13 protein-coding genes are annotated in these 12,252 nt (G+C 49.5%); 7 read left to right on the top strand and 6 right to left on the bottom strand.

Annotation, left to right across the window (positions count from 1 at the left end):
* A partial coding sequence (locus BSZ32_RS18665) for a helicase associated domain-containing protein (protein ID WP_206018713.1) occupies positions 1–1,061 on the bottom strand: 1,061 nt, incomplete at its 3' end.
* Between the two features lie 199 nt (positions 1,062–1,260).
* Between BSZ32_RS18665 and BSZ32_RS18260 the strand changes: the two genes are divergently transcribed.
* Positions 1,261–1,467: a hypothetical protein gene (locus BSZ32_RS18260; RefSeq protein WP_129589579.1), complete on the top strand. Its 207-nt coding sequence runs from the start codon at positions 1,261–1,263 to the stop codon at positions 1,465–1,467.
* A gap of 173 nt (positions 1,468–1,640) precedes the next feature.
* Here the strand turns inward: BSZ32_RS18260 and BSZ32_RS03935 are convergent, their stop codons facing one another.
* Positions 1,641–2,681: a 3-deoxy-7-phosphoheptulonate synthase gene (locus BSZ32_RS03935; protein WP_105042222.1), complete on the bottom strand. Its 1,041-nt coding sequence runs from the start codon at positions 2,679–2,681 to the stop codon at positions 1,641–1,643.
* A 120-nt stretch (positions 2,682–2,801) separates the two neighbouring features.
* On the opposite strand from BSZ32_RS03935, the gene BSZ32_RS03930 reads away from it, so the two are divergent.
* On the top strand, positions 2,802–3,827 hold the full coding sequence (locus BSZ32_RS03930; protein WP_240610558.1) for a M42 family metallopeptidase: 1,026 nt from the start codon (positions 2,802–2,804) through the stop codon (positions 3,825–3,827).
* A 51-nt stretch (positions 3,828–3,878) separates the two neighbouring features.
* A complete protein-coding gene (gene lgt / locus BSZ32_RS03925; protein ID WP_165788632.1) occupies positions 3,879–4,967 on the top strand; it encodes a prolipoprotein diacylglyceryl transferase in 1,089 nt (362 codons plus the stop codon).
* Between the two features lie 71 nt (positions 4,968–5,038).
* On the opposite strand, the gene BSZ32_RS03920 is transcribed toward lgt, so the two are convergent.
* Complete coding sequence (locus BSZ32_RS03920) at positions 5,039–6,316, bottom strand: O-acetylhomoserine aminocarboxypropyltransferase/cysteine synthase family protein (RefSeq protein ID WP_105042219.1); 1,278 nt, start codon at positions 6,314–6,316, stop codon at positions 5,039–5,041.
* 127 nt (positions 6,317–6,443) lie between these two features.
* On the opposite strand from BSZ32_RS03920, the gene BSZ32_RS03915 reads away from it, so the two are divergent.
* The 4 genes from BSZ32_RS03915 to BSZ32_RS03900 all read left to right on the top strand — a co-directional run bounded on the left by BSZ32_RS03915 (position 6,444) and on the right by BSZ32_RS03900 (position 9,672).
* Positions 6,444–6,674 carry a hypothetical protein gene (locus BSZ32_RS03915; RefSeq protein ID WP_105042218.1) on the top strand — a complete coding sequence of 77 codons (231 nt, stop codon included), beginning with the start codon at positions 6,444–6,446 and terminating at the stop codon, positions 6,672–6,674.
* Between the two features lie 27 nt (positions 6,675–6,701).
* Positions 6,702–7,532, top strand: a complete 831-nt coding sequence (locus tag BSZ32_RS03910) for a hypothetical protein (protein WP_105042217.1) — start codon at positions 6,702–6,704, stop codon at positions 7,530–7,532.
* 98 nt (positions 7,533–7,630) lie between these two features.
* On the top strand, positions 7,631–8,143 hold the full coding sequence (locus BSZ32_RS03905) for a peroxiredoxin (RefSeq protein WP_105042216.1): 513 nt from the start codon (positions 7,631–7,633) through the stop codon (positions 8,141–8,143).
* Between the two features lie 29 nt (positions 8,144–8,172).
* A complete protein-coding gene (locus tag BSZ32_RS03900; RefSeq protein WP_105042215.1) occupies positions 8,173–9,672 on the top strand; it encodes a Na+/H+ antiporter NhaC family protein in 1,500 nt (499 codons plus the stop codon).
* A 6-nt stretch (positions 9,673–9,678) separates the two neighbouring features.
* Here the strand turns inward: BSZ32_RS03900 and BSZ32_RS03895 are convergent, their stop codons facing one another.
* The 3 genes from BSZ32_RS03895 to BSZ32_RS03885 all read right to left on the bottom strand — a co-directional run bounded on the left by BSZ32_RS03895 (position 9,679) and on the right by BSZ32_RS03885 (position 12,196).
* Positions 9,679–10,080: a cupin domain-containing protein gene (locus BSZ32_RS03895; protein ID WP_105042214.1), complete on the bottom strand. Its 402-nt coding sequence runs from the start codon at positions 10,078–10,080 to the stop codon at positions 9,679–9,681.
* Positions 10,081–10,136: 56 nt separating this feature from the next.
* Positions 10,137–11,438, bottom strand: a complete 1,302-nt coding sequence (locus BSZ32_RS03890; protein WP_105042213.1) for an AI-2E family transporter — start codon at positions 11,436–11,438, stop codon at positions 10,137–10,139.
* A 98-nt stretch (positions 11,439–11,536) separates the two neighbouring features.
* Positions 11,537–12,196: a hypothetical protein gene (locus BSZ32_RS03885; protein ID WP_105042212.1), complete on the bottom strand. Its 660-nt coding sequence runs from the start codon at positions 12,194–12,196 to the stop codon at positions 11,537–11,539.
* Positions 12,197–12,252 lie beyond the last annotated feature (56 nt).

The raw sequence follows: 12,252 nt of genomic DNA, 5'->3' as shown, positions 1-12,252 counted from the left end.
GGGTTAATAGTAGTTCTTTGAGTGCCGACCCAAGTCCCTAATTTATCACCAGAAGCGGTGATGTATTTTTGGGGCACCAAGCAATCACCATGTTCCTCTTTGTAGACCTCTAATAAGCCAAACCAAAACTCCCAAGAGGCGGTTGTTGATTCAATCAGTTTGGTGTCTAAGGCGCGCTCAAAGTCGGCTGATACGGTCGTGGGTAAGTCGAAATGAATCTTGGCAGATCTGCCAACAGTGCCGCGCTTGCCCAGCTGTTTTCTGAAGCCATCCAGCTCGATAGCGAGGGCGTCATCATGGGAGCGCAGTGCGTTGATAACAGCCCATATTTTCTTGAAGGGAGAGGAGCTTAATACCTCATCTGGATCTTCACACTCAGGGATAAACACGGGGATGACAATGGTGCCTGTCTCTTTGTCGTCAGCTAGGCGGATGGCTCGGCCAACGGCCTGAACGATATCAATCTCTGAATTTCTAGGATCAATGAATGCGATCCCATCCAGAGTGGGCACATCCACGCCCTCTGATAGACAGCGGGCATTGCCCAGCACATAGCGCTGGTTGGCACTGATCTGGCCCAGTGCCTGAAGGCTTTGGTTTCTTTGATTGGTGGGCATGGCACCTGATACATAGCTGGTGATCAACTCACCATCAGGTCTGTTTGATTCAGGCATCCACTCGATGACTTTAGGGAGGTCATTAGCAAAATCACGCGACGATTTAACTCTAGAGTGAAAGCTAATGATGCGCCTTAGATTGTAGTTCTTCATGGCCTTTGCCAAACCAATGTGGCTGGCCAGGTATTGTGCATCAGGCTCAATGTCAGTGTCTGTTTTGACCAGAGTGCGCTCAGTGATCATGCTCTCATAGGATGGGCTATCAATGCCGACAACCACCACTTGGTAATCGGTCAGGAGCTTTTGCTCAATAGCTTCACCAAAAGAGAGTGTGTGCAGGACCTTACCAAAGGTAGCCTCATCATCCATTGAAACCACATCAACACCAGAATCCGCCGCTTGTTTCATGGAATGGGCAGCGAACACCTTGGGCGTTGCTGTCATGAACAGGCGATTTACAGCGGGTATTTGATCGTTATCAAGGACTGTGGAGTAGTCTGAGCCAATCTTGCCTGCGCAACGATGTGCCTCATCGGCAAGGATAAGATCAAAGGGAGCTAGATCGTTTTTGTCGCGGATTACGCTCAGCTCATTTAGTCTGTCTGATGAATCTCAGTTCATAGACATCCAATATTGTCACAATGTGACCGAGACGGTCACTCCACGTAACGCGACCGTCTCGGGCGCTCAAAATAATTCCAGCGAAGCTGCTGACTCACAGCGCTCAGACCTCACCCGCGAGCTCCGCGTGCCATTCAGCCCCGTCAGCCCTCCACACCAAGCTGATATAGCCGACCATAGACCCAGACTATTTTCTCGATTCCTTACAGGTAAAGGGATTTTGGGATAAGTAAGTATTGTGTGTCTATTAGAGATTTGGTGTGTAGTAGAGATTTGTAGGATTTGTAGAGATTTGAAAAATGATCTGGGTCTATGGAGCGCGATCGTGGGTCTATGTTTTAACCGACAAAAAAGCCCGCCAATAAAGGCGGGCTGGAAGATTTGCTTTAACTTGGGATAAGACTACAGAGCAGCAGCCGTCTCGTTGACGAGAGTCACCGTGGTGTCCCAGTCGATACATTTGTCGGTGATAGACTGGCCGTAAGTGAGGTCTTCGAGCGGCTGAGGGAACTTTTGGTTGCCGCCAACGAGGTGGGACTCGAGCATGGCTCCGACTAGCTTTTTGTTGCCCGCTGCCCGTTGGCGAATGATTTCACGGTAGACGCTAGGCATCTTGGTGTCGTCTTTGCCGCAGTTGGCGTGTGAGGCATCGGTCATGACGGCGTCGTTTACTCCGCTCTTAGTGAGTTTTTCAATGGCTTCGGCCACGTCATCAGCACCGTAGTTAGGACCATTTTCACCACCGCGGAGGATGATGTGGCAGTCTGGGTTGCCAGAAGTTGTCACAGCGGAAGCCATGCCAGTTTCAGCAACGCCGAGGAATGTCTGAGGCTTGCCAGCAGCATTGATAGCATTGACTGCGGCTACTAGATCACCAGCGGTGCTGTTCTTGAAACCGAGCGGCATGGAGAGGCCCGATGCCATTTGGCGGTGAGTCTGAGATTCTGTGGTGCGCGCACCGATGGCTGACCAAGAAATGAGGTCGGCGATGTACTGTGGAGTGATCGGGTCGAGCAGTTCAGTCGCTGTTGGGAGGCCGGTGTCGATGATCTGGCGGAGGAAAGTGCGGGCTTGTGTGAGGCCTTCAGTGATGTTGTCTGAGCCATCGAGCGCTGGGTCCATGATGAGACCTTTCCAGCCGACGGTCGTGCGCGGCTTTTCAAAGTAGACACGCATCACGATGTAGACCTTGTCCTTCACTTCTTCAGCGAGTTTAGCGAGCTTTTGCGCATATTCTAATCCAGCTTTGGTGTCGTGGATCGAGCAAGGACCAACGATGAGGAGAAATCGTTCGTCAGTTCCTTGCAGAATGCTACGGATGATTTCGCGTGAATTGGCGATGAATTCAGCTTGCTCCGAGCTACGGACAACTTCTTGCATAAGAGTTGCAGGTGTAGGGAGAGGGACGTTTTTAGTGACGTTGAGATCGCGGACCTGTGCCATAATGTAAATTGTTTATTGGATGGCGTTCATGATTTACATGGGTGCCAGTGCTTGCGTAGTCTTTTTCAAATGAAAGACAAGGCGATATCTCTATTAAAGAGTCTCACAGAAGCGCACAGTGTGCCTGGGTATGAAGACGAAGTCCGTGATATCTTCATCGAGGAACTCGTTTCGGTGGGGGACCTGAGCTCAGATCGCATGGGTGGTGTGTATTGTGAAAGGGGACAGGGGCCTAAAATTTTGCTGGCAGGTCATATGGACGAGATTGGATTTCGGGTGCAGAACATCACCCCCGACGGTTTTATAAAATTCCTTCCGGTTGGTGGTTGGTGGGCACACACGCTTTTGAGCCAGCGGGTCGAGGTGAAGACTCGGTCTGGAGCCAAAGTGCTCGGGGTGATCGCTAGTAAACCTCCGCATTTTCTACCCGAATCCGAGCGCAGTAAGGTCATGGCTCTTGGAGCATTATTTATAGATGTTGGGGCAGCGAGCCGCGAGGAAGTGGAACGTGATTTTGGAATCCAACTCGGAGATCCGATTGCGCCAGAGACAGAATTTACCGCGATGCAAAAGCGCGATTACTACATGGCTAAAGCATTTGATAACCGAGTGGGCATGGCTTGTGCTATTCAAACGGTACAGGAACTCAGCGATGAGGAATTACCGAATACTTTGATAGCTTGTGGAACGGTGCAGGAAGAAGTGGGGTTACGCGGGGCTAAAGTCGCGGCCGTGAAAGTTCAGCCGGATGTGGCAATCGTATTAGAAGGCCCACCCGCAGACGATGCTCCAGGCTTTCCTAAAAGTGAGGCTCAGGGGCGCTTGGGTGGCGGTGTGCAGATTCGCATGCAGGACCCAACTGCGATCATGAACCCACGATTAGTTGAACTGGTTGTCGAGACGGCTGAGAGGGAAGGTATCCGCTACCAGCTGACGATGCGTACTAGTGGTGGAACCGATGCGGGAAGCTTTCACCAATCGAATGAGGGAGTGCCTTCTATCGTGTTAGGCACGCCTGCTAGGTACATCCATTCACACAACGGGATCATCGATATCAACGACTACTTAGAAATGGTGAAATTGAGCTTGGCCTTGGTTCGCAGGCTTGATGCCGAGACCGTAGCAGGGCTGACCCAGTACCTATAGAGCTGTAGATGTCGGCTGGACAGGTTGCGGGGAATATGTCAGCTATTTGCCGTGCTCGCAATATACGTACATGACCTCAACCCGGTGATTGTTGAAATCACGGAAAGTATCAAGCTTCGTTGGTATGGCTTCGCCTACTTGATAGCTTTCGTTGTTGGCTATTTTCTTTTGAAATGGTTAGCCGACAAAAAACTCTGGGTGCTCCCAGGGAAGGTTGTTGGCGACTTCATTGCCTACACAGCAGTTTGTGGTGTGTTCCTTGGCGGACGAATTGGCAATGTGTTGATTTATCAACGTCAGGAGCTGATGGATGACCCGCTGATGATCTTCCGAGTGTGGGAAGGCGGGATGGCGAGTCACGGTGGGATCTTGGGCGTGATGATCTTCACCTTTTTCTACGCAAGACATAAAAAAGTATCTTGGACTGGATTGGGCGACGGTCTCAGTGTGGTCGCTCCCTTAGGGATTATGTTTGGCCGCTTGGCAAACTTCATCAATGGCGAACTCTATGGCCGAGTCGATAAGGGCTACGTTTGGGCGATGCAATTCCCCAATGCGCTTTGGGATAAGAATACGGTAGAAGGGCAAAGTCCTAACTTAGCGCAAGCGGCTGCAGCCCGGGCTGACAAAGGAGGCGAGTACACTGAGTACTATAACGATTTGATCAAAGGCTCTGATGCTTATTTCGACGGTTCAATGCCTAAAGGATCTGCCGAGCTTGCCGAATACCAAGAACTCTCATCTCACAAAATTGAAATGCTCAATAAAGCAGTCCGAGAGAATCCTGATGTGAAGGAAGCTGTGGCCCATTTCCTAGAACCACGCTATCCATCACAGCTTTTCCAGGCTGCACTGGAAGGCTTTTCTCTATTTCTGATTCTTTTCATCGTCCGTATGAAGTTTCCAAAGCTTGCCTACGGTGTGTTGACTGGATTGTTTTTCATTTTTTACGCAATCTTCCGGATATCGATGGAGCAGTTTCGCGAGCCAGAGATTGCGAACATCAACTGGCTTGGTAGCGAATGGACGATGGGCCAGTTCCTTTCCTTGTTCATGATTTTGATTGGCCTAGGCTTCATTGTGAAAGCAAAATTAGGAGTCAAGAAGGGCAGTTTACTGCATTGCACTCAGCAGAAATAGTGAAAATCGGTTAACGCACATTGGCGGGAGGATATTGAACCGCCCACCAATTCGAGACTGCATTCGCAAAATTAGCTCAGAGCTGACTGAAGGTCATCGATGATGTCGTCTATGTGTTCTATTCCGATTGAGAGGCGAACCATGCCAGGGCTGATTCCAGCCGCAACCTGTTGTTCTTCGTTCATCTGAGAGTGGGTGGTTGATGATGGGTGAATGGAAAGTGACTTCGCATCGCCGACATTGGCGAGGTGAGAGAAAAGTTGAAGGTCCTCGATGAATTTCTGACCAGCTTCGCGGCCCCCTTTGATTTCGAAGATGACAACAGAACCACCCTTGCCCTTGAGGTATTTGAGGTTCTTTTGATACTCTGGGTCATCTTCTAGACCCGGGAAACGAACCCATTCTACACTGCTGTGCGATTGGAGGAACTTGGCGACTGCTAGAGCATTTTCGCAATGCCTTTCCATACGGAGAGGTAGGGTTTCGATACCTTGGAGTATCATCCATGAGTTATCTGGTGCAATACAGGCACCGAGGTTTCGTAATGGGACGGTGCGCATGCGGAGGATGAAGGCGAGTGGCGCTAAAGGCTCGGGCAGATCATGACCCCAGCGCAGTCCGTGGTAGGAATCATCTGGCGTGTCATAGAGTGGGTGCTTGCCTGCTGCCCAGTTGAATTTTCCTGAATCGATGACAATGCCGCCGATGGATGTGCCGTGGCCGCCGAGCCATTTAGTAAGTGAATGAATGACAATGTCGGCTCCGTGTTCGAATGGTCGGCAGAGGTGTGGGGTGGTGAATGTGGAGTCAGCAATCAGTGGAATACCCGCTGCATGAGCGATGTCGGCGACCGCTTGAATGTCGGTGACTTCAGAGGCTGGATTAGAGATTGTTTCGATAAAGACACCGCGGGTCTTGCCGTCGATCGCCGCTGCAACTTCTTCGAGGTTGTTAGGGTCGACAAAGCGAACTTCGATTCCGAGTGTTGGCAGGATGTTGTTAAACTGAGTGTAGGTGCCACCGTAGAGGTTGTTGACAGAGACAATATTATCACCAGCCTGGGCTATATTGATAATGGTATAGAAAATTGCTGAGGTGCCAGAAGCTAGAGCTAGGCCGCCCATCTCAGGTGCTCCTTCTAACAATGCTACTCTTTTTTCTAACACCTCGGTGGTAGGGTTTTGAAGGCGGGTGTAGATATAGCCTAGTTCTTTGAGAGCGAAGAGGTTGGTGGCGTGTTCAGCAGAATCGAAAACATAGGAGGCTGTGCGGTAGAGCGGCACAGCGCGGGCATTGGTTGTTGGATCTGGTTGTTGACCGCCGTGGAGACAAAGTGTTTCTAGTTTCATGTGCTATGAGGCATAGCGTATAATGGCTCAGCTGCGTAGGATAAAATCTAGAGGGCTTATCTTGTCAGTTTTGAGAAGCCCACCAAATGGATGTGCAACTTTTATCCGAGCTGGGTGTTCATAGAGTATGACTAAGACGATTTTCACGGTGGCAACGAGCCTAGCATTGTGCGGGCTAGCTCCAGCTCAAGGGCCGCGTCCGGAGCAATTGGGAGCAATTTCCCAGCCGGTTGGTGAGCAAGGAGTGGCGTGGTACACCACTTGGAAGACTGGGCTTGAAGAAGCTCAGCGGAGCAACAGACCGATCTTTTTTTATGCGGCGGCAGCACAGTGTGGTGATGTTTCTGGCACTTTCTGACCAGGCTATAAAGGAACTGAGATCAGTTTGCTCTCACAAAAAGACTTTATCGAAGCCTCAAAAAAATTCGTATGCATTCGTCTAGAAACCTACGAAAATAAGGAAACTCAAGATCGTATCCGTGATCTCTTGAGCGGCTCGATGCAGAATACGGCGTTTGTCGTTTATGCTCCAGACGGGAAGACGAAGCTGACGCGATCTCACCGCAGCCCACAGTCAATTCTCGGAGGACGTGGGTCTAAGGACATCGCGCCGGTGATTGATGAGATGGGGAAAATTGCGGATAAATACAAAGTCAAAGGTTCTCCAAATCAGGAGGTCTTGCAGGACTTTGATAGTTTTAAACAATCTTTGAATGTTGCCTCAGCCGATCAGCGTTTGTTAGTATTTACAGTGTCACCTCAGAGTAAAATGACGAGTGTGAAAAAGACATTGCGGGCGGTATTTAATAATCCGAGTGTTAGTGGGAAATTCCATTTTGATATCGCTGGGAAGGGAGATGTGAAGTGGGCTGAATCACTCAAGAATGTGAATGCAAAAACTGGTATTTTCCTTATAAGATCGCATGAGTTTGGGCAGGATGGAATTGTAGTGAAGGCTTTGCCGCTGGATGTCTCTCCCAGGGGACTCAAAGCCGACTTGCTAGCAATGAATAAGAAATTTTCCGAGTTTGAGAAAAGAAAGGACTACGGGAAACATGTCAATCAAGGCCGTCGTGAGGGAGTGAAATTTGAGAATAACATCCAGCAAGGTGAAGACCGCGATGGCGACGGGAAAATAGATGAACACAAACCGGGTCAAGGGCGTAGAGGGGACAGATCTCCCCGTGGTGGTGGAAGGTTTCTGGAAGGTTTGTAAAGAGAACTGAGCTTATTTTTGAATCTTCTAACTGACAATTATTGGTCATATGGGAGATTTCTATTTGCAGAGCTCAGCTTCTTGCTATAGTGCTGGTTATGAAACTGAAATCGATTGTGAGCTCACTACTTTCTCTAGTCTGTGCGGGCTTTGTATCCGCAGCCCCTTTAGAAGTGGGGGCTGATGCCCCTAAACTTACCGCAAAAGACCAAGACGATAAGGTGATCGATCTCGGTGCTAAGTTTGCTAGCGGACTGACTCTCGTTTATTTCTACCCAAAGGCGGATACCCCAGGCTGCACAAAGCAGGCCTGTAATCTGCGAGATGCTTTTGAAGATGTCAAAGCTGCAGGGATCGAGGTGATCGGGGTGTCTGGTGACAAGCCAGCCCAACAAAAAGCTTTTGCTACAAAGTACGAGCTGCCATTCACATTGGTTGCGGATGCGGACACTAAGGTGATGCAGGCGTTTGGAGTGACAGCGAGGGCTGGGAAATTTGCTGCTCGACAAAGCTTCCTAGTCAAAGATGGCAAGATTATCTGGGCGGATCTAAAAGCCACTCCGACCTCTCAATCTCAGGACGCGATAGCTGCTGCCAAAGCGGCAAAGTGAAGACAAACGCAACCCTGTAATTAGAGCGGATGGTGACTGGCGGTTTATGGGTGTTGCTGCCCTCTGTGGTGGCTTTGGTCACTATATTGTGTACTCGGAAAGCCGCAGTTTCTCTGTTTGCTGCCGTGGTAGTGGGAGTTTTGATGCTGCAGGGAGGAGATCCTATCACTGCGTCAAAAGCGCTGTTTGTGGATTATCTCTTTCCAGCTCTCTCGGGACCTTGGCACATGGGGTCGATTGTATTCACTCTAGTACTCGGAAGTTTTGCTCACGTGTTAGAACGCTCTGGTGGTTTTAGTGTGATGCTCGGAGCGTGGTTGGATAAGCCTAATGAAAATATCCAAAGACGAAGTTTGCTGAGCGTTTACGGGCTGGGTTTGTTGTGCTTTTTTGATGGCTTGGCGAATGCCATTTTAGTGGGAAGGGTGGCACGGCCCGTGACGGATAGACTGAAAGTTTCTCGCCAGCTACTAGCCTACCTTGTCGATTCGACCAGCTCGGCAGTTGCATGTATTGCCTTTATATCCACTTGGATTGCGACCCAACTTTCATTGATTCAGGATGGCATCAAGGGCAGCGGACTGGACGTAGGCGCTGTGGAACTCTACTTTTACTCGATCCCTGCAAACCCCTATTGTTGGATGGTTCTTTGGCTCTTGTTTTTAGTGATATGGAAGTCTTGGTGGATAGGGCCGATGAAACATTACCAATCTGAATGTCAGAGTGGCGATGATGTGGCTGCGAGTGCTGAGCTAGAACAAGGCGCATCCAGTCGCTCGGTGGTGATTCCTCTGCTGTCTATTTTGATCACTGTACCAAGTGTGATCTACCTCTGGCAAGATGGTGGAGACTGGTCGTGGCGCAATGCATTTTCCAGTAGCGCTGTTCCCCAGGCTATGGTGGCGGGAGGTTTTATCTCCTTATTGATTGCTTGCTTATGCTTTCCGACTTCACGGAAAAAAGAGCTTCCTAGATACTTAGCGGATGGAGCGGCAGGGATGTTGCCTGCTCTCGTGATTTTGGTGTTAGCCTGGGCGCTGGGTTCTGTGTTTAAAGATCTTCAGGTAGCCCTGCTGATTACTAATCTGTTAGGTGGACAACTGAGCCTGGCGTGGTTGCCATTTGCCGTTTTTCTTATTGGCGCCCTGACCTCTTTTCTGACGGGGTCGTCATGGGGGACGATGGGGATACTCATGCCCCTAGCTTTGCCTATAGCTCTAGAAATGGGGGGAGATTTGCCGGTCGAGCAAGTGGTGGTGCTTTTGCCTGTTGTGATAGGCGCGGTTTTTGGTGGCGCAGTCTTTGGCGATAACTGCAGCCCATTTTCGGATACGACGATAGTCACCTCATTAGCGACTGGTTGCAGTCCGAGTTCTCATGTGGTCACTCAGCTCCCCTATGCCATGATTGCCGCTGTGGCTGCGGCTGCGGCCTATGCTTTGATGGCCATTGGAGTCCCCGCGTGGGCGGCGACGATGATTCTTGCGATAGCAATAGCGACGTGTGTTTTTACGGTGCAGAAGAAGTGAATTAGTTCAGCCCTGACGGAGGCTTGCCCATGGTTCTTGCTGCGAAACATCAGTAGTGAGGTCAGCCTTCGCGTACTTGTTATTAAAGATTGCGAGTATTTGAGCTGTGTCGTCTCCGATATTGAAGGAGCCGTGCACAGTTCCATGGCTCACATAAATCACATCGCCGGCGGTGCAGATCTTTTTCTCGGAGTCTACCCACTGCTCGATGGTGCCGCTAAGAACGTAGATAAATTCCTCACGGTCTGTGTGGAGGTGGAAATCGTGGCCAGTTCCCGGCTTGAGGGTTCCTCGGATAAAGACGAGGTCCTCGGTTGGCGCTCCAATATCTGACTTTGGGTGAGAAAAAAATTCATTCAGACCCATCGGTACGGATTCGGAGAGGATATCACTTTTGGATAGAAACATAAAATCAAGTTGCTGAATTGTTCGCTTAGGGTGCAATACTCATTCGGGAGCCGCGCTTAGCTGTTCGTCGTTGAGGCTGATAGAGTGTCGCTCGGCAACACATTAGACTTGATTCGGGCTTCCCAGACGTAGCGGCGGAAAAGTACTTTTACCGCAGCAGTCATAGGTACAGCGAGGATGGCACCGAGGAATCCGCCTAAGAGTAACGACCAAAAGAGCATAGAGAATATCACGGTCATGGGGTGTAGCCCCACAGAGTCACCTACTATTTTTGGGGCGGTCGCGAGTGAGTTGATCTGTTGGACAATCAGGAAAATGGCAATCACCGCAATCACATAGGACCATGGATTTGATCCTAACATCCATTCGAGACCGTCTCTGTTTTCGGCAGCATTGAAGTGGACATAGGCGATGATACACGAGGGGATGAGGCAGAGAATGTTCCCAATGTAGGGAATGACTCCCAGCACAGCCATCGCGACTCCAATGACGAGGGCGTAGGGGAGACCAAAGATAAAGAGCGCGATGCCGACTAAGATACCATCGATAAAGGCAACTAGCATCTGACCTCGGAAGAATGAGATCAAGTAGCCATTGATCTCTTGCAAGCTGTCGACCACCTCATTTTTAAAGGATGAGGCGCGGAGAGGTACATACTCGTGCCAATGTCCTTTGATGGCGGCAGATTCCTTGAGGAAGTAATAGAGATAGATCGGGACCATCGCTAATCCAACTACCAAGCCTAAGGACGCAAGGATTGTAGAGGTTCCAGTGGTTATAAATTTTCCAGCATAGCGGGCAATTTGCTCGAAATGGGAAGTAAGTTGGTAGGCTACATTAGTGTCGCTGAAGCCGACTTCAACTCCATCCGAGTCTTCGTGAGGCTCGGTTGTTGGAGTTGCTTCAGGATCCTCGTATCTCGCGAGTGCCCAGTTGGCAGCTGGTTTGATCCAAGGTGTTTCACCTAGCTCGGAAATTGTTTTTGTGATGTTCTGGCCGAGTTGACTTTCTCCATTATCGGCTTTGGCAGTGAAGAGGTTCTTCGCCTGCGCTACGATGGGAGGCACTACCACAAATCCCATGAGAGCAATAGCGACGAGAAAGGTGGTGAATACAGTGATGACAGATTTTAGCCGGTTTAGCCCCTTGTGCTGTAGCCAGCTTACGAATGGATCTAATAGATAGGCGACGATTCCAGAAACGGCTATCGGGATGAGCACTGGCTGTAGATAGCCTAACACTTGGCTTCCAATCCATATGAAGCTTACTAACAAAAAACCAATGGTGAAAATGCCAATGCCTGTGAGTGCGCGCCAGAGCGTCTTCTTTTGAAATTTTGTGGGGTAACTTGGATCCATCTCAGGAAAACTAAACGTAAGCAGTCAGTTCTGGCGATTGCAAAATCTAAGAACAATTGGAATACCTTGTTAAATCCAAAACTTTTGGCAAAGCAGACCTAACAAATTACGGCATCGTTAGCATCGATGACTGTGATCGCGTCTTCCTTCTTAAACATCTTAGCAAAAGTACTGCCCATATTAGCAGCTTCGTGCAAGGTTTGAGTCGTGGCGACGTCGGAAACGTTTCCGTTGTCGTCATATTGGACTCGGTAGGGTGGTGAGTACTTCTCAAAGGCCGCGTCGGTGCGACCGATAGGAAATGTGTATTCAACCTCGGGAAAATGCTTCTCAATGTGACTCTTAAGTTGTTTCTGGATCAGTAGCGGCACTACTTCATGAAAGTTGAACTCGTCCGCAATTTCATCTTCGATTCCATATATAGAGAGGGTAAAGGTGAAATCTGAGGGGTCAGCAACAATGCTGATCTCGATGGCCTTGTGGTGGTATTCGAAGTTGAGGCGGACACCGACATTGTAGAGTTTCTTATCCAGTGGGGATTCACAATCCATCAATATGATATCCATTGTGAAGCCACTGTCTTTCACGGCTCGCGCAAGCTTTGAAAACACGGGGACAATGACATCATCCGTGATTCGCTCCATTTCATCACAACCTAGCATGAAATTCTGACGCTCCCAAATTTGGCTATCCTCTTCCTTCGCTGCCTTTACGGCCTCGGTCTCTGCATTTTTTTCAGCTGAAATTTCTTGCTGCATGAATGAGTTTGTAAAATGTAGACGGTTTTTTTGAATTAAAGAATCTAAAAACTAGC

The sequence above is a fragment of the Rubritalea profundi genome (assembly GCF_002954445.1).
Classification (GTDB): Bacteria; Verrucomicrobiota; Verrucomicrobiia; order Verrucomicrobiales; family Akkermansiaceae; genus Rubritalea; species Rubritalea profundi.
Note: the sequence above shows the minus strand (reverse complement) of the source record. Positions and strands in the feature narration are given on the sequence as shown.